Raw genomic sequence first — 21401 nt, 5'->3', positions numbered from 1 at the left:
TTCGACCCCGTCTGCGACTCGCCCCGCGCCGTAAACGGGGGTGGGCGATCGGCAAGCTCAGGGCTCGTATTAGCGGGCCATACGCGCGGCGATCTCGCCCGGCGCGTAGCCGAGCCACTGCATGATCTCGCGATTGTGCTCGCCGAGCAGCGGCGGATAGCGGCGGTAGGTCGGCGGCGTGTCGCTCAGATGCACCGGGCAGCCGATCGAGCGGACGAGCCCGACGAGCGGGTGCTCCAGTTCGACGATCATGCCGCGCGCCTTCAGGTGCTCGTCCTGCAGGGTTTCGTCCGGGAAGTTGATCGGCCCGGCCGGGATATCGGATGCAACGAGCGCGCTGACCCACTCGTCGGCAGTGCGCGTGGCCAGGATCGCCTCGAGCAGCGGGATCAACTGGTCGCGGTTGATGTTGCGCTGCGGGTTGGTCGCGAAGCGTGGGTCGTTCATCAGTGTCTCTTCGACGCCGAGCACCTTGCAGAAGCGTTTCCAGAGCGGTTCGGTGCCGGCCGCGACGATCATCATGCGGTCTTTGGTGTGGAACGGCTGGTACGGCGTGATGGTCGGGTGCTGGTTGCCGACCTTGCGCGGGCGCTGGCCGGTGACAAAATACGAGCCGCCGACGTTGGTCAGCCAGGTGACCTGCGACTCGACAAGTGAGATGTCGATATACTGGCCCTGGCCGGAGTGCGCGCGCGCGAACAGCGCACTCTGGATGCCGATCAAGGCGTACAGGCCGGCGGTGATGTCGGCCAGCGGGGTCGGGAAGCGGATCGGGCCGTCGGACGGGCCGCCGGTGATCGCCATCAGTCCCGCTTCGCCCTGCGCGATGATGTCGTAGCCGCCGCGCGTCGCCTTCGGCCCGGTGTGCCCGTAGCCGCTGATGGCGACGTAGATCAGGCGCGGGTTCATGGCGCGCAGGGTGTCGGGGTCCATCTTCATGCGGCGCAGCGATTCAATGCGCGGCACGTTGGTGATGAAGACGTCGGACTGCCGGATCATCTTGTAGAACAGTTCGAGATCGAACGGGTCCTTGACATCAAGCGCGACGCTCCGCTTGTTGCGGTTGGCCGAGAGGAAGTACGCGCTCTCGCCTTCGATGAACGGCGGGCCCCATTGACGCGACTGGTCGCCGATGACCGGGCGCTCGACCTTGATCACGTCGGCGCCGAGGTCGCCGAGCAGCATGGCGCAGTAGGGGCCGGCGAGCGCCTCGGTCATTTCGAGGACGCGGATGTTCGAGTACGGAGATGGTGATGGATTCATAGGTGGGCGTGTGCCGCCGAGCGGCAACGCCTACCATTATACTACACGGTAGCATTGGTGGTGCGGCTGAATAGCGCGAGAGTGCCGACCCGTGAGACTTCCCATTGGTTATAGCGCTGGCCTGAGCGCGAAGAAATCACTTCATCACATCTTCTGCTCGGGCTGTATCTTGTGTTATTTGATTAGCGCCTGATACACCAGATTCTGATAGACCGCAGCGATTGGATCAGGAGGCGCCAATAGTTGCGTGACATAAATGAAGATCAAGTCCTCAACAGGATCCACTCGAAAGCGTGTGCCCGCTGCGCCATCCCATCCGTACATACCCGCAGAGCCGAGAGTTCCAGACTCATGTCCAAGGCGCACGCAAACGCCCAACCCGAAGCCGTGGCCAGGCCACTGGAATGACCCGGCGAGTATCGGAAGTAGTGACGTGGGCAGGTGATTGGCCGTCATTAACTCAACTGTTTTGCGACCGACAATCCGCACACCGTCAAGTTCGCCTCCGTTGAGTAGCATTTGCGCGAAACGCAGGTAGTCGGGCACGGTTGACACTAACCCACCGCCACCATTGGGCGTGCGGTCGCGTTGCAGGTAGTCATTCGTGAATGACGCGTCGGCCAGCACGTAATCGCCTGCAGGGTCTGGTATGTAACATATGGCAAAGCGATCGATGCTGGTAGCTGGCACGAAAAAGCCGGTGTCTCTCATGCCCAGTGGTTGGAAAATCCGTTCGTCCATATAGTCGGCGAAAGGCACCCCCGAAATGACCTGCACGAGGTAGCCGACAATGTCGCTGGCAATGCTGTATCGCCAACGCGCGCCGGGCTGACTTGCCAGTGGTATTGCCGCTGTGCGCGCTGCCATCTCGTCCAATGTGACTGCCATCCGTGTTGTTCGCTCAAAGATTCCCGATGCGCGAAACATGTCGTCAACTGGCTGCCCGTAAAAACTGCCGTATCCACCCAACCCTGCCGTGTGCGTCAGAAGGTCGTGAATCGTAATCGGACGGTTCGCTGGCACGGTTGTAGTCATGCCGGTAGAATTGGTGCCTGCGAAGACGCGCATGTCGCGAAACTGAGGCAAGTATTTTGCCACCGGATCAGACAGCAGGGCATGACCTTCTTCAACGAGAATTAGCAGGGCTATGGTCGTAAGTGGTTTCGTCATTGACGCAAGCCGAAAGATGGCATCACTGCTCATCTCCTTTCGCTTGAACGCAGGCAAACGTCGTAAGGTTTGCTGTGGCCATAGCGTACGCGAACGATCGGGAACGAACTGCCTACCCGGTCTCGTCCAGGTCGCCCTCCCCGACGATTGTGAACTCGCGCGGTGGACGCGCGTAGGTCGCAGCGGGCAACTGCGGTGGAAGTGCGGACGCTGGCGCACCGTAGGCAGGCGGGATGACGATGAAGCGCGGCGTGTCATCGCGCTGGCGTTCATCGCGCCAGGTCGGGGCGGCGGTTGGCTGGCGATTGCGCACGGCGAGCCAGGTGACCAGTGCGGAGACCGGTACGCCGGCCAGCAGGCCGATCAGGATGCCGATGAGCAGCGAGACGCTCTGATCGGACAGGCGCTGCGCCAACAGCACCGCGAACGCCACGCCGAACGCGCACACGCCCAAGGCGAGCGCACGCTTCACGGCCGTCTCCGGTCGGGCGCGGGCGCGGCATCCAGCGGACGCAACGCTCGGTCGCTTCCGATGGTGAGAGGGGGCAGGATCTCGGCGCGGGGCGCGGGCTCGGCGATGCCGAATGCGACCGCGACCGCCCGGATCGCATCGGTATACCCCGCGCGGTAACTGTCCAGTGGCGCGTCGGACGCGACAGCGGTATGCACTTGCGCCGAACGGCTGGCGTCCTCCAGCGCGAGCAGCACCCGGCGAATATCGTCGCGAAACCAGACATCTAGGCTCATAGCTGTCCCCTCTCGTACGGACCGAGACTGTCCGAAGCCAGTTCGGCTACGATCGACCGCAACTCCTCGCGCGATGCATACGCTGCCTGAAAGCGAATCGTGCGGCCTTCTGCAACCAGTACGAATTGCCCGCACCCGCCCAGCTTGTCAGCGCCGGTGCCGCCCATGCCGGCGGCGATGCGCGCGTCTTCCGGGCTTGCGACCTTGCCGACGATGCGCACCGGGAAGTTGCTCTTGATGGCGGTGCTCATCGCCGCGCTGCTCGGCTTCTGAGTGGCCGCCAGCAGATGGATGCCGGCTTGCCGCCCGCGCTGAGCGAGACGCAGCAGCGGCTCCTCGACCGTTCTACCTCCGCTCTGCAGGAGATCAGCCAGCTCGTCGATTGCCACGACGATCTGTGGTGTCGCCGCGCCGTCGCGGTCGCGGCGCTCCATCAACGCGGTGAGACGGGACAGCGTGTCACCAATCGCGACCGTATCACTCAGCGGCTTGCACAGGTTGTGCGGCAAGGACGCCAGTGCGTCGAGCGAACGCACTTTCGGATCGATGAGCACCATCCGCAGATCGCGCGGCCGGTTGAAGCGGGCGAGCGAGAGCAGCATGGTGCGCACGAGCGCCGACTTGCCCGAGCCGGTCGTGCCGGCGATCAGCACGTGCGCGATTGCCGGGCTGGACAGGCGCAGCAGCAGCGGACGGCCGTCGGCGTCGAGACCGAGTGCGGCTGCGGCCGGCGGCACGGCGCGCAGTGAATCGAGCAGGCCGGCGAGCGACAGCGGCTGGCTGTCGTCGCGCGGCGCTTCGATCTGCACGCCGCTGCCATCGCGCTGGATGCGCACAGCCGGCACGCTCAGTGCCAGCGCCAGTTCGTCGGCCAGTCCTTGCAGGGCACGCAGGCGCTGTCCCGGCGCGAGTGCGATGCGGAAACGAACGGCGCCCGGCGTCAGCGTGCCGCCCGACACGATGGCGGAGACCTTGTGCTGGGCGAGCAGCAGCTCGATGCGGTCGGCTTGCAGGTTCAGGCGATTGAGTCTATCATTACGCATAGAACACTTGTTCTATAACAGGATACACCCGTTTGGGATTTCATGTCAAGTGACTTGGGAAAACCGACTCTATCCAAGAAGCAACGCGAAGAAGCACGAAAGAAGAACTGCAACCAAGTCCGCTAAACGCAAAGATCGTACAGCGCGCAGAGAAAAGCATTTGATCCGCGAATAACGCGGATCGACGCGAATGACAGAGCCGATTTGTAACGGGTAGAGCTATTTGTTTACCGCGTCTGACGACGCCTAATCGTTGGCATTTCCGCGAGTGCGGCCCGGACAACCACTCGATGGTGGCCTGTGTGATATGTCTGGCACGAATCGTATTGAACTCTCAATGCAGAGCTTACCGCGAGCGTCTCACCCCCTCATCCCCTGGCTCCTTCTCCCCCGCAACGCGGGGGAGAAGGGGGAATCGTTCTGGGGTATTGGCGCGGCGGCTTCGCCGCCGCGCCAATACCCCCTGTTTTTCGCCCCTCCCCGCTTTGCGGGGAGGGGTCGGGGGTGGGGTTGCCGTATTTGAACGCGTCTGCCTGTGGCTTCAGCCCACGCGATCGAGCCGGTCAATTCATCGATCAACGTCCATGCTGTGTACTGTCGGTTGCGCACTCATGACAACTACCCAGTAAACAAGTACGGGTAGAGAATTATCCGAGAAGGCGCGCGAAACGGAAGCCCATTCGTGTTTATTCGTGTGCCTTCGTGGATAACCAACAGATTGTGGTAAAGTGAAATCACGATGGCAAACGACGAACTGAATGGCTTCCTGCCGGCGGTGCGCGATTGGTTTCGCGCGGCCTACGGACGTCCAACGCCGCCCCAGGCGCAGGGTTGGCCGGCGATCCAGCGCGGCGAGCACACGCTGATCTTCGCGCCGACCGGCTCCGGCAAGACGCTGACGGCGTTCCTGTGGGGCATCGATCAGATCATGCGCGAGCGTCAGGCCGAGCCGCCCGCGCAGAATGCCCGGCGGCCACGAGCGCCGTCGCCGGACGATGGTGTGCGCCTGCTATACGTCTCGCCGCTCAAGGCGCTCAATAACGACATCGAGCGCAACCTGCGCGTGCCGCTGGAGGGGATCCGCGAGACGGCAGCACGGGACGGCACACCGCTGCCGATCGTGCGGGTCGCCGTGCGCACCGGCGACACGCCATCGAGCGCGCGCGCGCAGATGGTCAAGCGGCCGCCGGACATCTTGATCACCACGCCGGAATCGCTCTACCTGATGCTGACCAGCCCGCGCGCCCGCGAGATGTTTCGCAGCATACGCACCGTGATCGTCGACGAGATCCATGCACTGGTGGGCGACAAGCGAGGCGTGCACCTGTCGCTGAGCCTGGAGCGGCTGGCGCACCTCGCGGGCCGCGACGTGCAGCGCCTTGGCCTGTCGGCCACGATCCGGCCGCTGGAGGAGGGCGCACGCTTCCTCGCCGGGCGGGCCGAATGGGATGGCGCGTGGCACGACCGGCCGGTGACGATCGTCAATGCTGCGTACGACAAGCAAATTGACGTGCAGGTCGTCACGCCGGTGGCCGACCTGACGAGCATCGCGGGCGGCACCATCTGGCCGCATGTGATCCCGCGGGTCCTGTCGGATGTGCTGACGCATCGCACCTCGTTGATCTTTGCGAACAACCGTCGGCTGGCCGAGCGCACCGCCGACCGGCTGAACGCGCAGTGGACGGCGGCGCAGACGGAGGAGGGCGACCCGCTCAGCCCGCAGGTGCTGGCGCCGAACGGCGTGCCGCGCGACAGCGGCATGTGGGCAATCGGCGCCGAGGGGCCGTTTCGCGCACACCACGGCAGCATGTCGAAGGAAGCGCGCCGTGAGATGGAGAGTGACCTCAAGGCCGGGCGTCTGCCGGCGCTGATCGGTACCTCGTCGCTCGAGCTCGGCATCGACATCGGCAGCATCGATCTCGTCGTGCAGTTGCAGTCGCCGAAGAGCGTCGCGCAGGGCTTGCAGCGCATCGGGCGTTCGGGGCACCTTGTTGGGCAGACCAGCCACGGACGCATCTACGCGACCCACGCCGAGGATCTGGTCGAGGCGGCGGCGGTCACGCGCGGCATGCTCGACCGCGTGGTCGAGGAGACGCACACGCCGCAGAACCCGCTTGACGTGCTCGCCCAGCAAATCGTCGCGATGGTGGCGGCCGAGCCATGGGACGCCGGCGACCTGTATGCCGTTGTGCGGTGCGCACACGCCTACCGCGATCTCTCGCGCGAGGCGTTCGACCTGGTGCTCGGCATGCTCTCGGGCAAGTACGACGATGCGGCGCACCACGCGGCGGCCCTGCGAGCCAAACTGGTCTGGGATCGCGCCAACGACCGGTTGACCGCGCTGCCCGGCACGCGTTTGCTGGCGATGAGCAATGCTGGCACGATCGGCGACAAGGGCGCGTTCGGTGTCTACCTGGGCGACGGCAAGACCAAGCTCGGCGAGCTCGACGAGGAGTTCGTCTACGAGACGCGCCCGGGCAACACGTTCCTGCTCGGCAGCCAGGTCTGGCGTGTGCTGGACATCCAGAACGACCGGATCGTCGTTGGCGAGGCAGCCGGCGCGACGCCACGCATGCCGTTCTGGCGCGGTGACTACCCGTGGCGCTCGTACGACCTGGGCGTGCGGATCGGCGCCCTGCGACGCGAAGTCGCGCAGCGGATGCAGCATGACGAAGATGTCATTCCGTGGCTGCGCAGCGAGTTCCGGCTGGACGAATTCTCGGCGGCCAACCTGCTGGCACACGTGCGCGGGCAAGTGGAGGCGACCGGCGCGGTCTGCACCGACCGCACGCTGGTTGTCGAGTCGTTCGAGGACGCCATCGGCGCGCGCAATGTCGTGGTGCAGACGCCGTTCGGCGGCCGCATCAACAGTGCCTGGGCGCTGGCGCTGGCCAGCCGTGCACGGGAACAACTCGGCATCGAGGTCGAGACGCAGGTCAACGACGACGGTATCATGTTGCGCCTGCCAGCCGGGACGCGGCGGCTGCCGCCGGATTTCGTGCGCATACCGGCGGGCGAGGCGCGCGAGCGAATTGTGCGCGAGCTGCCGTACTCGGCGCTGTTCGGCGCTCACTTTCGCGTCAACGCCGAGCGCGCTCTGCTGCTGCCGAAGTCGCGCGGGCGCAAACGCACGCCGTTCTGGCTGCAACGGCTGAAGGCCAAAGACCTGCTGGCGGCTACGCGCCAGTTCGACGACTTCCCGATTGTGGCCGAGACGTACCGCGACTGCCTGCGCGACGTGCTCGACATGCCGCACCTGGCGCAGGTGCTCGATCAGATTGAAGCGGGCGTGATTGAAATTGTGCCGGTTGAGACGCTGAACCCGTCGGCGATTGCGCGCGGCCTGCTGTTCGCCTTCCAGGCGGTCTATCAGTATGAGTGGGATGAGCCGAAGGCGGAGCGCGATCTGCGCGCCCTGCTGGTGCGCGAGGAGGTGCTGGACGATCTGCTGGCGGCGCGCGGCGGCGATCTGAGCGGACTGCTGCGCCCGGCGGCGATCAACGAAGTGCGCGAGCGTGCCCAGCACGCCGAGGCAGGCTATCGCGCGCGCAGCGCGGCCGAGTTGGGACTGCTGATTTACGAACTGGGCGATCTTTCGACCGGCGAGGCGTTGGCCCGGTCCGAGGCAGGTGGCGCGGATTGGCTGCGTGAGCTTGAGACAGCCGGTACGATCCGGGCGCTCGAGGTACCGTCCGCGGACGGCCGCGAGCCGCGCTGGGTGCACGCCGAGCGCGCAGAACAGTATCGTGCTGCGTTCGCGGCGATGCCGGATGATACCGCTACGCGCGAGATCGTGCTGCGCTTTGTGCGACACGCCGGGCCGATCGCTGCCACGGCGATCGCCGCGCGCTACGCGTTCGCGGGCGGCCTGTTGGCGATGACGCTCGACGCGCTGCTGGCGGCCGGCGACCTGGTGCGCGGGCGCTTTACGGCTGGCGCGACGGACGACGAGTATATATCGCCGCATGTGCTCAAACAGGTCCACCAGCGTACGCTGACGATCCTGCGGCGCGAAGTGCAGGCGGTGCCGTTCGAGGCGTATGCCGACTTCCTGGCGCGCTGGCAAGGCGTACATCCCGAAACGCGGCGCGGCGGCGATGGCGCGGTGCAGTCGGCGCTGGCGCAGTTGGCCGGGGCGCCGCTGCACGCCGCCGTGTGGGAGCGCGAGATTCTGGCGAGCCGGTTGGATGAGCCGGATGTCGATGCGCTGGCCGAGGCACTGGAGCGTGAATACATTTGGGTGCTGAATGGCTCGGATGCACGTCACGCACGCATCCGTGTCTTCGCGCGCGGCGATGGCGCGCTGTTCGTCGGGCCTCCGGTTGAGCCGGGAGATGGCGCGGCGCGCCAAGTGTTGGAGTTTGTGAAGGGCGAAGGGACAGCGTTCACGCGCGATATTGAGCGCGGCACCGGGCTGGCGGCAAGCACGGTGCAGAAGGCGCTGGCCGGACTGGTGTTCTCGTCGCTGGTGACGAACGACGCGCTGGATACGCTGCGGGCCGTGCTGGCCTTCGAGCCGGATGCGCGTGAGCGCGCGCCGCTCAGTTCGCTCGAATCCGAGCTTGCGGCGCGCCTCCAGTCGCCGCGCCTGACGTCGACGCGCCTGCGAGCGGCGAAGAAGCGGGTCCGGGCTCGTTTGGAACAGGGCGAGACCGCTGCCGGTGCGGAGTGGCCGGGCCGCTGGTCGTCGGTGCATCGCTTCGCCGTGATGGGCAAGCCCGCGAGCGATGGCGAGAAGGCCGAACGCACGGCGCGTATCCTGTTGCAGCGCTATGGCGTGCTGATGCGCGAACTGCTTGAGCGCGAGGAGCTGGCGCTCGGCTGGGACGCGCTATACGGTCCGCTGCAGCGCATGGAGATGCGCGGCGAGGTGCGGCGCGGTTACTTCGTGGCCGACATGAGCGGCGCGCAGTTCGCGCTGCCTGAAGCGGTCGAACAGTTGCGCGCCATGCATGCAAACGATAGTGCGTTGATTGTGCTCAACGCGACCGACCCGGCAAACCGGTACGGGGCCGGGACGGCAGACACGCCGCGCTTTGCGCTCGTGCCAATCAATCACGTCGTCATGTCAGGCGGTGCGGCCATTCTGGTCGCGGAGGATCATGGCGGTAGAATATACGGACACACGGATGCGCGGGATGACCTGGTCCAACGGGCGCTCGGCGTGTACCTGGCGCGGCCCAACGCCGAACGGCACGTCGAGGTGCGCGAATGGAATGGCCAACCGGTGCCCGATAGTCCGATGGAGTCGGTTTTGCGTACGCTCGGGTTCAATCGCACGCCGAAGGGCATGGAGCGGTGACAACGTGATTGGACGAACGCATTTTGACAGCTAGCCAGTGCAGGCGGCACGGCCGGATGACGTAGTGCTTCTGGCAATATTTCAGCGGGTATGACTATTCGGGGAGACACCAAATTCATGACGACCTATGGCTTTGAGTTGGTACAGGAACGCGAGATTGCCGAACTGCGAACGCAGGCACGGCTATACAAGCATGCGAAGACGGGCGCGCAACTGCTGGCGCTCGCCAACGACGACGAGAACAAGGTGTTCGGCGTCACATTCCGCACGCCGCCGAGCGACTCGACCGGCGTGGCGCACATCCTCGAGCACTCGGTGCTCGGCGGATCGCAGAAGTACCCGGTCAAGGACCCGTTCAGCCAGATGGCGAAGGGGTCGCTGAAGACGTTCATCAACGCGTTCACGTTCGGCGACAAGACGGTCTACCCGGTCGCCAGCCAGAACGCACAGGACTTCGACAACCTGGTCAGCGTCTACCTCGACGCGGTGTTCTTCCCGCGCATCTCGCCGGAGACGCTGGCGCAGGAGGGCTGGCACTATGAGATGACCGCGCCCGACGCGCCGCTGACCTATCGCGGCATCGTGTTCAACGAGATGAAGGGCGTTTACTCGTCGCCGGAAGGCGCGCTGGGTCGCTACGTTGATGGCGCGGTGTTTCCCGATGTGACCTATGGGCACGACTCCGGCGGCGACCCGCGCCACATCCCGGACCTGACCTACGAGCAGTTCCGTGCCTTCTACGACCAGTTCTACAACCCGTTCAACGCGCGCATCGTCCTGTACGGCGATTTCGCCGCGCCGCGCTGCCTGGCGTTGATCGACAGCACTTTGGCGCGCATTGAGCCGCGCGTGGCCGACTCGTCGGTCGGGTTGCAGCCGCGTTTCAGCGCGCCGCGCTGGGTCGAGCACACGTTTGACGCCGGGCAGGATGCCGCGAACGCGAAGCGTGCGATGGTCAACACCACATGGCTGCTCGGCGAGGTGACGGACCCAGTGCGGGCGATGGCGTACGATGTGCTGTCGCATGTGCTGATCGGCACGTCCGCGGCGCCGCTGCGCAAGGCGCTGATCGACTCCGGCCTGGGCGAAGAACTGGTTGCCTCGGGCATGAGCGTACACCAGCGCGAATGGACGTTCAGCATCGGATTGAAGAACATCGCGGCCGACGACGCGCCGAAGGTCGAGGCGCTGGTGGTGGAGACGTTGCGCGGACTTGCGGCGAAGCCGCTGGACGGCGACCTGATCGGCGCGGCGCTGAACACGCTGGAGTTCAACCTGCGCGAGCGCAATACCGGCGCGTTCCCGCGCGGCATCGCGATCATGCTGACCGCCGTGGTTCAATGGCTGTACGACCGCGACCCGTTTGACGCGCTGGCGTTCGAGGCGCCGCTGGCGGCGCTGAAGGCGAAGCTAGCCGGCGGGCGGCTGCTGGAGGATTTGATCGCGAACGACCTGGTCGCCAACCCACACCGCGCCACGGTCGTGATGAAGCCGGTCGAGGGGCAATCGGCGCGCGAGGAAGCGGATGAGCAGGCGCGCCTGGCCGCCGCGCGCGCGCGCATGGACGCCGCCGAGGTCGAGCGGATCGTCCGACAGACGCGCGAGCTGAAGGCGCAGCAGGAAGCGCCGGATAGCCCGGAGGCGCTGGCCACGCTGCCGATGCTCAAGTTGAGCGATCTCGAGCGCCGCAACAAGCGTATTCCGCTGCAACCGGACGAGCGGGCCGGTGTGTCGGTGTTGATGCACGACCTGTTCACCAGCGGCATCGTGTATCTGGACGTGGGGTTCAACCTGGCCGGGCTACCGGCCGAATCACTGCCGTTCCTGCCGCTGTTCGGCCGCGCACTGCTGGAGATGGGCACCGAGCGTGAAGATTACACGAAGCTGGCGCTGCGCATCAGTCGCGAGACGGGCGGCATGGGCCGCTCGACGATGCTCGACATTGCGCGCGACGGCGCGCTGCAGTCGTGGTTCTTCCTGCGCGGCAAGGCGACCGCGCCACAGGCGGGCGCGCTGTTGGCGATCATGCGCGACGTGCTGCTCGGCGCACGTTTCGACAACCCGGCGCGCTTCAAGCAGATCGTGATGCAGGAGAAGGCGCGCGCCGAGGCAGGCGTGGTGCCGGCAGGCAACGCCGTGGCGGCAGCGCGGCTACGCGCGAACTTCAATCTGGCCGACTGGGCCGGTGAGCAGTCGGGCGGCGCGAGCTACCTGTTCTTCATCCGGGAGCTGGCGCAGCGAATCGAGCGCGATTGGGCGAGTATCGTCTCGCACCTCGAGGCGATCCGGCGGCGGATGGTGCGGCGCGGCAATATGCTCTGCAACGTGGCGCTGGACGCCGATAACTACGGGCGCTTCGCGCCGCAACTGGCCAGCATGATCGGCGAGTTGCCGGATAGTGCGGCCCCGCGCAGCGAGTGGGCGCTGTCGGGCGCGCCGGTGAGCGAAGGGCTGACCATCCCGGCCAAAGTCAACTACGTCGCCAAGGGTGACAACATCTACCGGCACGGTTACACGACGAGCGGCTCGGCGTCCGTCGCGACGCACCTGCTGTCACGCGATTTCGTGCACGAGCGGGTGCGTGTGCAGGGCGGGGCGTACGGCGGCGGCTGTTCGTTCGATCGCCACACCGGCATGTTTATGTTCTCGTCGTATCGCGATCCGAACCTGCTGGTGACGGTCAAGAACTTCGATGATGCCGCGCAGTTCCTGCGCACGGCCGCGATCACGGACGACGAGTTGTCGAAGCACATCGTCGGCGTCATCGGGCAGATCGATGGCTACATGCTGCCCGACGCGAAGGGGTATGCCTCACTGGCGCGCCATTTGACCGGCGACAGCGAGGAATTCCTCCAACAGCGGCGCGAAGAGGTGCTCGCGACCACGGTGCGTGACGTGCGCGCGTTTGCCGACATCGTCGCGACGGTGGCCGCGCAGGGCATCACGGTCGTCGTCGGCTCGGCCGATGCGATCGAGGCGGCCAACCGCGAGCGCGGCGACTGGCTGAAGGTGACAACCCTGCTCTAGCGGTGAGTCCGCAGTGACACGCCAACAGGGTAGACCGCAAAGGTCTACCCTGTTTTGTTTCTTCGTGATACCGCGTTGCACGGCCAAGCGGTGATGCAATCTGTTGCGGGCCTACAGTGTAGCGGCCAGCGCGCGCAACTGCGCCGCCGCTCCGCCGATGATCGGCGCGCCGTGGCCGAAGGCGAGCGATCCTGGTCCGAGCGCGGCCAGCTTCTTGACCGAGGCAACCGCCTGCGCGGCGTTGAAGGTGTACTGCGGGCGCGAGCCGCCGAGCCCTTCCGTGTTGACCAGACAATCGCCGGTGATCAGCAGGTCGTGCGCGACGAGGTAGTAGCTGATGTGGCCGACGGTGTGGCCAAAGGTTTCGATCACGCGGATGCCGCCGTGCAGCGGCAGCAGGTCGCCTTCCTTGACAATCTGCGACACGGTGGTCGGCGTGTCTACGACCTTGCCGCTGCGCGCCGGGCGCGCGCCGCCGATGACCTCGGCCTCGAGCGCCTGCGCGTAGACGCGTGCGCCGGTGGCGGCAACGAGCGCGGGCAGACTGCCGATGTGATCGCCGTCCGAATGCGTGATCAGGATATGCTTGAGATCGCCGGGCTGGCGGCCGAGCGATTCGATCAGCGCGAGCACCTTGCCCTCAATGCCGGGCACACTGGTATCCACGAGCGTGAGGTAGTCCGGGGCGATGATGAGCGTCGGGTTGCCGAGCGCGTCGTCCACCTGATAGAGCGTGTCGTCAATTTTCATGCCGCGATTCTATCGCCCGATGGAATTGTTGTCAACGCGCGCGGCCTACAAATCGCGCCGGCTGAACGAGCGCACCGCCACGAGCAGCCCGGCAAAAATGTAGCCGAGCGCCCACCAGACCATCGCCGGACTCGGCACCGAGGCGGGCGTGAACGGCGTGACCGTCGCGTCGCGGAAGAAAGCCGGCTGCATGTTGTAGGTGGCTAGTTGCCACAGGACATCGCTGGGAATGAGCAGGCTGACCACGATGCCGACCTGGCTGGTGGCGTCGTTGCCGAGCAGCGCCCCGATCTGCTCGACCCAGCCGCCGATGAAGGCGAGCCCGTACAGGCCGAACACCAAGACGCCGTTGGCCAGCGTGCTCAGCCGCGTACCGCCCGCGATCGACAGCGTCAGCAGCACGGTGCCTTCGAGCAGCATCAGCGGCAAGCCGACGGCGATGTTGGGCGGAACGTACCGGCTGATCGCGAACACGACGGCCAGCACGCCGCCGGCTGTCAGCAGCAGGTAGCCGGCCAGAATGAGCCAGAAGCCCAGCCATTTGCCCAGTACGATTTCCAGGCGATGCACCGGCTTGGTCACGAGCGTCTGGATCGCCCCAGAACGGATCTCACCGGAGAGCGTGTCGACCGGCATCAGCGCCGACATCATCACCATCAGGAAGTTGACGGCGTAGAGTCCGGCCATCGTGACGTAAGTCATGGCGAGCAGCGGTGCATTGATGCCGGTCGGCGCGGGGCCACGCGTGGTCACACCGCTGTAGATGTAATTGACGCCGATCGCGTAGATGGCAACGAAGCCAAGCCCCAGCACGAGAGCCAGCAGCAACACCCGTTTACGCAGCGCTTCGTGCAGTGTGAGCAGTGTGATCGTAAACATAGTTGTGTGAGTCTAGCCCGGCCGCTCCTGATCGCCCATGACCTCAAGGAACAACTGCTCCAGCGATTTGGGGCTGGCCGACAGGTGATAGAGGTTCAGGCCACGGCCGACGAGAAAGCGCGCGATGTCGGGCAGGCCGTGGTTATTGTCGGCGTGCAGCCGGATAACGCCGTCGGCGGCGATAACGTCGCGGCCAAACTGGCCGAGCTCCGCCAGCAAGCCCGGCGTTGGTGCTTCGACCTTGATCTGCACCTCGACGCCCTGCTGGCTGCCGTCGTGCAGCGATAGTTCGCGGACGACCTCGCCGCGTCGCACGAACGCCACCCGGTCACAGGTGATTTCCACTTCGCTCAAGATGTGCGAGTTGAGGAACACTGCGGTGCCGGCATCGCGCAGTTCCGCGATCACATCACGCACCAGTAGACGGCCCAGTGGATCGAGACCGGAAGTGGGTTCGTCGAGGAACACGAGGTCGGGCTGGTTGAGCAGCGCCTGGGCCAGCCCGACGCGCTGGAGCATGCCTTTGCTGAACTCGCGCAGCTTGCGTTCCGCGGCATCGTGTAGGTCGACGCGCTGAAGCACGCGCGGAATGCGCTCGGCGAGCACGGCCCCGCGCATGCCGTACAGGCGGCCGTGAAACTGTAGGAATTCGCGCGCTGTGAGCCAGTCCTGGAAGCGGAAGTGCTCCGGCAGGAACCCGAGCCGCGCGCGGGCGCGGCGATCGCCGAGCGGCGCGCCCAGCACCTGCGCCTCGCCGCGCGTCGGCACGACCAGGCCGAGCAGCATCTTGATCGAGGTCGTCTTGCCGGCGCCGTTTGGCCCCAGGAAGCCGAAAACCTCACCCCAACCAATGGTCAGGGTGAGGTTGGCGACTGCCGTGTGCGGGCCGAATTCCTTACACAGGCCAGCGGTTTCGATGGCGGGTCCGGAGGAGGCCATGCGGCTCGCTACTTCAGTCCATCGGCGATGGTCAGCAGGTCGGCGGACGTGACATTGCCGCTCAGCCCAAAGACCATGTCGCCGTCCGACCAGAGCAGCAGATTCTCCATGCGCGTAGGCTCGCCCTGCCGAGGCGCGGAGCCACCCGTCGTGCCGTTGGACGAGATCAGCAGGGCTTTGCCACTGCCGACCGTGACCTCTCGGAACGACGCCGCGTTGGCCGGCACCGGAACGACCAGTGTCGCGTTCCAGTCAATCGTCTGCGCGAACTGCCTAGCATCGGACGGGCTGAACCCGATCAGGCGCAAGCCGATCAGGCCGAGGTCGCTCAACGCGACGCCGTCCGGCAGCGTCACTTCGGGACTGCGCGCCTGCACGAACGATACCGTGGATTTCGTGTTGCGAAGATTCATCGTCACGTTGACGGGCGTGTGCACCGTGATCGACGCGCCGTTGAGTTTGGCCGGCGCTTTGACGTCGGTGATGCCGAACGCGTCAAGCAGCGATTGGAGCTTCTCAACGTCGGCGGTCATCTTGACGAGGCCGTCGCCCTGCAGTCGCACGTCGGCGATCGCCAGATCGGACGGCAGCACGGATGGGATGCGCACGCGCATCGAGGAAATCGCCCGCACCGCATCGACCGTAGTTGCCTGCGGAGCGCCGGGATCGCGGACGACCTGCATGTCCTTGCCAATCAGGCCTTGCACATCGACCTTCGAGGTGTTGAGTTGCTGGATGCGCGCCGGGTCAATGCTGATGGCGGTGAAGCGCTTGACACGGAACTGGTTCAGGAAGTCCTGCGCCCAGGCCTGCGCGGGCGGGAAGGAAAAAAGCGCCACGACGAGCACGAGCGCGCCGGCGAGCGCCGCGAACGGCGTCCAGCGGGCGAACCCCATACGATTCTGTTTCATAGGCTGGTTTATCCTTGTGTAAAGCTGAGCGGCGAACTCACGACGCGGTGCGCGCCGCAGGCCGTTCATGAATTCATCGTCCATCGCACTCCTCCAGATCGCCCGGCGCCGTCAAAGCGCCAGTATTAAGCGCAACTGCGCAACCGCCCGGTGCAAAATCGTCCCGACGTTGGACTCCGACAGCGACGTCATGCGGGCGATCTCGCGGTTGTTCAGGCCGGCGCCGTATTTGAGCGCCACCAGTTCCCGCTCGCGCGCGGGAAGATCGGCCAGCAGAGCGCGCAACCGCGTGATCTCGTCGTGCTGCTCGGCGGCCTCCGCAGGGGATGGCGCGGCCGCCCCGGCTTCGTCCAGCGTATCCAGCGGCTCCTCCGTACTGCGGCTGCGCCGGCGGTAGTGGTCGACCGCGATATGGCGCGCGATCGTGAACAGCCAGGTCGAGAACGCCGCGCGATCGCGCCGGTACGTATCGCGGGCGCGCCATGCGCGCTCGAACGTCTCGGCCGTGAGGTCCTCGGCCAGCATATCGTCGTCCACCCGGTAGCGGAAGTAGTTCATGATGCGCGGTAACTCGGCGTCGAACACCTCGCGCCAGTTTACCGTTTCGGCGCCTGCCCGCTTTGCATCGGCTGCCGTGAGGCGCAATACCGTTGTCATATCTACTCCATTATACGCGCGCTGCCGGCATGTATCACATGTGCTATACTCGAAGTCAATGTCCTCACTCGTGTTCGATGTCGCGGTTGGGCTGTTGGTGCTGGCCAATGCCTGGTTCGGCGTGCGCCGCGGGCTGGTCATGGGATTGCTCGACCTGGCCGGGTGGATGGCCGCATTGCTCGTCGTCGCGACGGCGTCTGAGACACTGACCGGCCTCGTGGCTGGAGCGATACACTGGCCGCGCGGCATCGTCGATCTCGGCGCGCTGCTGGCGCTGCTGATTGGCACGTTGGGCGCTACGTCGCTTGGCGCGTCGGTGTTGTACCGCCGCGTGCTGGAACCGCACATTCGCGGAACCTATGCGCGCGTCGATCACGTGCTCGGCTTGCTGCCCGGCGCGGCGAACGGCGCCATGCTGGCCGGTATTGCGATCGCGTTCCTGCTATCGACGCCGTTTAGTCGGGCGATCAACCAGTCGGTGCTCGGCTCACAGTTGGCGCGGCCGCTGGCCACGCTGGCGCAGCAGGTGGGCGACCCGTTCGAACAGGCGGTGCAGGCGGCAACGCTGGATGTCAACGGGTACCTGACCAGGCGGTTTGGCGAGACCGCGACCCGGCTGACGTTGCCAGTGACCGACATGGCCACCGATACCGCCGCAGAAATGGAGATGCTCGACCTGGTAAATGGTGAGCGCATCAAGCGCGGGTTGGTGCCGCTGGTGGTTGACGCGCGACTGACGCAAGTGGCGCGGCAGCACAGCCAGGAGATGTTGCAGATGCACTACTTCGCGCACAATTCGCCTATTGCCGGGACCCCGTTCGACCGCATGGCGCGTGCCGGCATCCGCTACCGGGTGGCCGGGGAGAACCTCGCGCTCGCGCCCACGGTGGAGCGCGCCCACACCGGACTAATGAACAGCCCCGAACACCGCGACAACATCCTGCGCCCGGAGTTCCGCAAGATCGGCATTGGTACGATCAGTGGCGGGCTGAGCGGGCTGATGTTCACACAGGACTTCACGGACTGACGGCTGGCCGGCGCGCCGTTAGCAACTGTTCCAGGGCGTCAACCCCCTCCGGCGTCACCTCGCCGTCCGCATCGCAGTAGTCATCGAGCACGCCGGCCGCGAACCGGTCGGCAAGTGCCAGCCCGGTTGCCAGCTTGCCGAACGGCCAGTCGCGTAGCGCATCGCCCATTTGGGCGCGCAGCGCCGCCGTGAGCGCCGGCAACTGCGATGCGCCTGCCGCGGACTTGGATTCGATCTCCGCCTGTGTGAAGCGCGCGATGCGTGCGCCGAGACGCAGGCTGACCCGGTCGAGCGACAGTTCCGCCAGCTGCGCCCCGCCATCGTCCGAAACGGAAAACGTGATGCGACCGGTTTCGCGGTACTGGATGATGTCGAAGCCGGCGGCCCGCATCGCCGCGATGTGGTCCGCTGCTTCGAAGTTCGCCGCCGACATGCCCAAATCGATGCCGGCACCAGCCAGCGCTTGCTCAATCTGGCCGTATGTGTCGGACGACCAGGGTCCCTCGATCTCCAACCGCTCAACGCCGCCCCAGGTCGTGGCGCGCGAGGCGCCCTTGAGCGTCAGCAGGTCGCCCGCATCCAGCCGGCGGATGCGCAGGACAAAGCCGCGCGTGCCCAGCCGCCGCTCGAGTGTATCGAAATGGATATCGCGAATCCGATGCGCACCGGTATGGTGCATGGAATAGTCGCCGATCCGCTGTAGTCCGGCAATCAAGCGACCGATCGCCGGCGCATTGACGGCGCGGATCATGAATGCAACTTCCAATTCAACAGGCGAGGCGGGCATGGGCGTGGCTCCAGTGGTAACCGCTGCTTCAGCGTATGACGGTGCCCGACACGAAATCGGCCAAGTGCGCCTCGGGCTGCGGCGATGAATTGCGGGCGAAGGCATCGCGCCAGAGCGCGAGCACATATTGCTCGTGGTCGGGAAACGCGATGTTGGCGGGCAACCCGTCCGCCGCGAACCATTCGGCGCGGGCGGCGTCGTCGGCTGGCCGCAGCGTGCCGCCGGCCACCCGCGCGCGATAGTAGATGTTCAGCGTGTTGTAGCCGGCTGCCCCGTAGCTGTCGATGAAGATGCCGAGCAGGGCAGTCAGTTCGACGTGCAGGCCGGTCTCTTCGAGCGCCTCGCGCAGCGCACCCGCCGCCGGATGTTCCCACTCGTGCAAGAAGCCGCCTGGAATGTCCCAGTCGCCTCGGAACGGTTCGGTGGCGCGCTGAACCAGCAGCAACCGGCCGGCGTCCTCCAGCAAGACGCCTGCGCACGGTTTCGCGTTGCGATAGGTGACGCGGCCGCACGACGGGCGCGTGCATGCGAAGACGATCTGCCCGCCTTCTGGGCGCGGCGCGACCGGCGCGCCGCAGTGCACGCAGAAATTGATGGCCGGAGGATCGTGTTCACTCATAGCTGACAGCTTACCACAGTGGCGAGCGCGCGCGAAACACAGCGCGTGTGTATAATCAGGCTGCGTCGCATAGTCTGCGATACGACCTTTCCTGCGCTTACGGAGTATCCATGGTACTTGCGAACCTGCACAGCACTATTGAAGGCTCACTTTCGGACTTTCTCGCCGACCTGGCCGAACTGGTCAATCAGGACTGCGGCTCATACAATAAAACCGGGGTGGACTCGGCCGGCGAGTGGATCTCCGACCGGGCACTGGCCTGGGGCTGGGCCGTACAGCGCCTGCCGGTCGAAAAATATGGCGACTGCTGGATCATCCGGATGCGCGGCGACGGGCGCGGTCGCCTGATGCTGAGCGGTCACCTGGACACGGTGTATCCCGACGGCACGGCGGCCGAGCGGCCGATGCGGCGAGAGGGCAGCAGGATCCTCGGCCCCGGCACCTGCGACATGAAGGCTGGGTTGCTGGCGGGTATGTATGCCATGCGCGCTCTGCAGCAGACCGGCTTCAGCGCGTTTGAGGAGATCAGCTTCTTCTTCAACTCGGATGAAGAGATCGGGTCGCTGGTTTCGCGCACGCTGTATGCGCCGGTGGCCGCCGAGTGCGATGCCGTGTTTGTACTCGAAGCGGCGCGTGCGAACGGCGATATCGTCAGCGCGCGTAAGGGCGGCGGGCTGTTCCGGATTCACGTGGACGGCAAGGCGGCGCATGCCGGCGTTGAACCGGAGAAGGGCGCCAACGCGCTGCTCGAACTGTCGCACCAGATCATCGCCGCACAGGCACTAAACGGCATCGCGCCGGGCGTGTCGGTCAGTGTTGGCGTGGCGGCGGGCGGCCACCGCAGCAATGTGGTACCCGACCACGCCTGGGCGCAGGTCGACGTGCGCGCAACAACGCCGGCGGGAGCCGATGCGATCGAGCGCGCACTGCGCGCCCTCCCGGAACGGACGACCGTGCCGGGCACCAAAGTGACCGTGAGCGGCGACTTCGGCGCGCCGCCGATGCCCAAGAGTGCGGCGGCCGGCTGGTTGGTCGAACAGGCACAGGCGATTGCGCGAGACCTGGGCTTTACCGTGAAGGACGCATCCACGGGCGGTGTGTCGGATGCGAATATGATGGCGGGACTGGGCGTGCCGGTTATCGACGGACTCGGTCCGGTGGGCGGTCTCGACCACGGCCCTGATGAATACATCGACGCGGATAGCATCGTGCCGCGCACAACGCTGCTGGCCGAGATGATCTGTCGCACGGTGGCTGGGCGCGAACGACTGTCCACACTGCGGGGCCGCGCATGAACGCGCGCGTCGGCCTGCTGACGCTTGTGGTGATTGTGGCGGTTGCCTGTGCCGGGCCGACGGCGCAGTCTGTGGCTACTCCTGTCACGGCGGGTGTGGCCACGGGCACGCCAGGCGCCGTAAAACCGAGTGTAACCCCGGCGTTGGTTGCGACCGCCACGGCGGCCCAGACGGTGGGCCTCACCGTGCCGGAGCTCAAGCTGCGCGTGCTGGCACGGTATCCCGACTTCTTCTTCTGCGATCCGGACCAGTTCCCGGTTGCTCACGGGGACGAGGAGAGCCTCGCCCGCGAACGGATGCCCGCCATTCAGGCCGACCGTGAGGTGTATGCCGCAATCGTCAAGAGCCTGTCGTTGGACGGCGGGGCGGCGCTGAACGCAGAGCAAACGATGGCGGTTTACCGGCAGTACAAACGCCTGAACGCCGTGCAACTGCGCGCCGACGGCGAGCGCTATGCGTACAGCATTCGCGTCGCACCGGGCGCGACCGAACGCCAGGGCAGCGCTATCGAAGGCACGGTGAGCCGGTCAGGCGTTGTAATGGAGACGAGCCGCCAGCCGGCGATCGTGACATGCCCGATCTGCCTGCCGGGCGGGACGCGCATCGCCACGCCGAGCGGGGATGTGCCGGTCGAGGCGTTGCGTGCCGGGATGCCGGTATGGACGTCCGATGCGGCGGGGAACCGCATTGCTTCAGTAGTAACGTTGACCGCACGCGTCAACGTGCCGCCGACGCACGAGGTGGTACGACTGCAACTGTCCGACGGGCGCGCTGTGACGGCGTCGCCGGGACACCCGGCCGCGGACGGGCGCGCGCTCGGCACGCTTGCCGTGGGCGACGAACTGGACGGCGCATGGGTGGTGACGGTGACGCGATTGCCGTACGCCGGTGGCGCGACATTCGACCTGCTTCCGACAGGGCCGACCGGCGCGTACTGGGCCGATGGCGTGCTCGTCGACAGCACGCTGCGTTAGCCGCGGGATGA

General features: G+C 65.9%; 17 protein-coding genes. 5 read left to right on the top strand and 12 right to left on the bottom strand.

Annotation, left to right across the window (positions count from 1 at the left end; all coding sequences use genetic code 11):
* Positions 1 to 69: 69 nt before the first annotated feature.
* The 5 genes from HZB53_17530 to HZB53_17510 form a co-directional block, all read right to left on the bottom strand.
* Positions 70 to 1263, bottom strand: a complete 1194-nt coding sequence (locus HZB53_17530; protein MBI5879453.1) for a CoA transferase — start codon at positions 1261 to 1263, stop codon at positions 70 to 72.
* Positions 1264 to 1437: 174 nt separating this feature from the next.
* Positions 1438 to 2466: a beta-lactamase family protein gene (locus tag HZB53_17525; protein ID MBI5879452.1), complete on the bottom strand. Its 1029-nt coding sequence runs from the start codon at positions 2464 to 2466 to the stop codon at positions 1438 to 1440.
* A 79-nt stretch (positions 2467 to 2545) separates the two neighbouring features.
* Complete coding sequence (locus HZB53_17520) at positions 2546 to 2905, bottom strand: hypothetical protein (GenBank protein MBI5879451.1); 360 nt, start codon at positions 2903 to 2905, stop codon at positions 2546 to 2548.
* Positions 2902 to 3180 carry a hypothetical protein gene (locus HZB53_17515; protein MBI5879450.1) on the bottom strand — a complete coding sequence of 93 codons (279 nt, stop codon included), beginning with the start codon at positions 3178 to 3180 and terminating at the stop codon, positions 2902 to 2904. The genes HZB53_17520 and HZB53_17515 overlap by 4 nt, the downstream gene beginning before the upstream one ends.
* Positions 3177 to 4223 (bottom strand): DNA translocase FtsK, encoded by a 1047-nt coding sequence (locus tag HZB53_17510; GenBank protein MBI5879449.1) that lies wholly within the window; start codon positions 4221 to 4223, stop codon positions 3177 to 3179. The genes HZB53_17515 and HZB53_17510 overlap by 4 nt, the downstream gene beginning before the upstream one ends.
* A 739-nt stretch (positions 4224 to 4962) precedes the next feature.
* Here HZB53_17510 and HZB53_17505 point away from each other — a divergent pair.
* Positions 4963 to 9525 (top strand): DEAD/DEAH box helicase, encoded by a 4563-nt coding sequence (locus HZB53_17505; GenBank protein MBI5879448.1) that lies wholly within the window; start codon positions 4963 to 4965, stop codon positions 9523 to 9525.
* Positions 9526 to 9642: 117 nt separating this feature from the next.
* Complete coding sequence (locus HZB53_17500; GenBank protein ID MBI5879447.1) at positions 9643 to 12552, top strand: insulinase family protein; 2910 nt, start codon at positions 9643 to 9645, stop codon at positions 12550 to 12552.
* Between the two features lie 111 nt (positions 12553 to 12663).
* Here HZB53_17500 and HZB53_17495 read toward each other — a convergent pair whose 3' ends face one another.
* The 5 genes from HZB53_17495 to HZB53_17475 all read right to left on the bottom strand — a co-directional run bounded on the left by HZB53_17495 (position 12664) and on the right by HZB53_17475 (position 16688).
* On the bottom strand, positions 12664 to 13302 hold the full coding sequence (locus HZB53_17495; GenBank protein MBI5879446.1) for an MBL fold metallo-hydrolase: 639 nt from the start codon (positions 13300 to 13302) through the stop codon (positions 12664 to 12666).
* A 45-nt stretch (positions 13303 to 13347) separates the two neighbouring features.
* Positions 13348 to 14181 carry an ABC transporter permease gene (locus HZB53_17490; GenBank protein MBI5879445.1) on the bottom strand — a complete coding sequence of 278 codons (834 nt, stop codon included), beginning with the start codon at positions 14179 to 14181 and terminating at the stop codon, positions 13348 to 13350.
* Between the two features lie 12 nt (positions 14182 to 14193).
* Positions 14194 to 15120 carry an ABC transporter ATP-binding protein gene (locus tag HZB53_17485; GenBank protein ID MBI5879444.1) on the bottom strand — a complete coding sequence of 309 codons (927 nt, stop codon included), beginning with the start codon at positions 15118 to 15120 and terminating at the stop codon, positions 14194 to 14196.
* An 8-nt stretch (positions 15121 to 15128) separates the two neighbouring features.
* Positions 15129 to 16031, bottom strand: a complete 903-nt coding sequence (locus HZB53_17480) for a hypothetical protein (GenBank protein ID MBI5879443.1) — start codon at positions 16029 to 16031, stop codon at positions 15129 to 15131.
* Positions 16032 to 16142: 111 nt separating this feature from the next.
* Positions 16143 to 16688: a sigma-70 family RNA polymerase sigma factor gene (locus HZB53_17475; protein MBI5879442.1), complete on the bottom strand. Its 546-nt coding sequence runs from the start codon at positions 16686 to 16688 to the stop codon at positions 16143 to 16145.
* A 58-nt stretch (positions 16689 to 16746) separates the two neighbouring features.
* Here HZB53_17475 and HZB53_17470 point away from each other — a divergent pair, with 58 nt between their 5' ends.
* Complete coding sequence (locus HZB53_17470) at positions 16747 to 17715, top strand: CvpA family protein (protein ID MBI5879441.1); 969 nt, start codon at positions 16747 to 16749, stop codon at positions 17713 to 17715.
* Here the strand turns inward: HZB53_17470 and HZB53_17465 are convergent.
* Together HZB53_17465 and HZB53_17460 are read right to left on the bottom strand one after the other, a co-directional pair.
* A complete protein-coding gene (locus HZB53_17465; protein MBI5879440.1) occupies positions 17705 to 18502 on the bottom strand; it encodes a CYTH domain-containing protein in 798 nt (265 codons plus the stop codon). The genes HZB53_17470 and HZB53_17465 overlap by 11 nt on opposite strands.
* A gap of 28 nt (positions 18503 to 18530) precedes the next feature.
* Entirely contained in the window at positions 18531 to 19121 is a 591-nt protein-coding gene (locus HZB53_17460) for an NUDIX domain-containing protein (protein MBI5879439.1), read from the bottom strand.
* Between the two features lie 110 nt (positions 19122 to 19231).
* Here HZB53_17460 and HZB53_17455 point away from each other — a divergent pair, with 110 nt between their 5' ends.
* Together HZB53_17455 and HZB53_17450 are read left to right on the top strand one after the other, a co-directional pair.
* Complete coding sequence (locus HZB53_17455; GenBank protein ID MBI5879438.1) at positions 19232 to 20416, top strand: M20 family metallopeptidase; 1185 nt, start codon at positions 19232 to 19234, stop codon at positions 20414 to 20416.
* Positions 20413 to 21390: a Hint domain-containing protein gene (locus HZB53_17450; protein MBI5879437.1), complete on the top strand. Its 978-nt coding sequence runs from the start codon at positions 20413 to 20415 to the stop codon at positions 21388 to 21390. Before HZB53_17455 ends, HZB53_17450 begins: the two co-directional genes overlap by 4 nt.
* Positions 21391 to 21401 lie beyond the last annotated feature (11 nt).

It is taken from the genome of Chloroflexota bacterium, from assembly GCA_016235055.1.
Classification (GTDB): Bacteria; Chloroflexota; Anaerolineae; order JACRMK01; family JACRMK01; genus JACRMK01.
This window is presented reverse-complemented; position numbering and strand designations above follow the sequence as displayed.

Bases quoted from the DNA above. Each gene is read 5' to 3' on its own strand.
- HZB53_17530 (MBI5879453.1), bottom strand. From the start codon at position 1,263: ATGAATCCATCACCATCTCCGTACTCGAACATCCGCGTCCTCGAAATG.
- HZB53_17525 (MBI5879452.1), bottom strand. From the start codon at position 2,466: ATGAGCAGTGATGCCATCTTTCGGCTTGCGTCAATGACGAAACCACTT.
- HZB53_17515 (MBI5879450.1), bottom strand. From the start codon at position 3,180: ATGAGCCTAGATGTCTGGTTTCGCGACGATATTCGCCGGGTGCTGCTC.
- HZB53_17510 (MBI5879449.1), bottom strand. From the start codon at position 4,223: ATGCGTAATGATAGACTCAATCGCCTGAACCTGCAAGCCGACCGCATC.
- HZB53_17505 (MBI5879448.1), top strand. From the start codon at position 4,963: ATGGCAAACGACGAACTGAATGGCTTCCTGCCGGCGGTGCGCGATTGG.
- HZB53_17500 (MBI5879447.1), top strand. From the start codon at position 9,643: ATGACGACCTATGGCTTTGAGTTGGTACAGGAACGCGAGATTGCCGAA.
- HZB53_17495 (MBI5879446.1), bottom strand. From the start codon at position 13,302: ATGAAAATTGACGACACGCTCTATCAGGTGGACGACGCGCTCGGCAAC.
- HZB53_17490 (MBI5879445.1), bottom strand. From the start codon at position 14,181: ATGTTTACGATCACACTGCTCACACTGCACGAAGCGCTGCGTAAACGG.
- HZB53_17485 (MBI5879444.1), bottom strand. From the start codon at position 15,120: ATGGCCTCCTCCGGACCCGCCATCGAAACCGCTGGCCTGTGTAAGGAA.
- HZB53_17480 (MBI5879443.1), bottom strand. From the start codon at position 16,031: ATGAAACAGAATCGTATGGGGTTCGCCCGCTGGACGCCGTTCGCGGCG.
- HZB53_17475 (MBI5879442.1), bottom strand. From the start codon at position 16,688: ATGACAACGGTATTGCGCCTCACGGCAGCCGATGCAAAGCGGGCAGGC.
- HZB53_17470 (MBI5879441.1), top strand. From the start codon at position 16,747: ATGTCCTCACTCGTGTTCGATGTCGCGGTTGGGCTGTTGGTGCTGGCC.
- HZB53_17465 (MBI5879440.1), bottom strand. From the start codon at position 18,502: ATGCCCGCCTCGCCTGTTGAATTGGAAGTTGCATTCATGATCCGCGCC.
- HZB53_17460 (MBI5879439.1), bottom strand. From the start codon at position 19,121: ATGAGTGAACACGATCCTCCGGCCATCAATTTCTGCGTGCACTGCGGC.
- HZB53_17455 (MBI5879438.1), top strand. From the start codon at position 19,232: ATGGTACTTGCGAACCTGCACAGCACTATTGAAGGCTCACTTTCGGAC.
- HZB53_17450 (MBI5879437.1), top strand. From the start codon at position 20,413: ATGAACGCGCGCGTCGGCCTGCTGACGCTTGTGGTGATTGTGGCGGTT.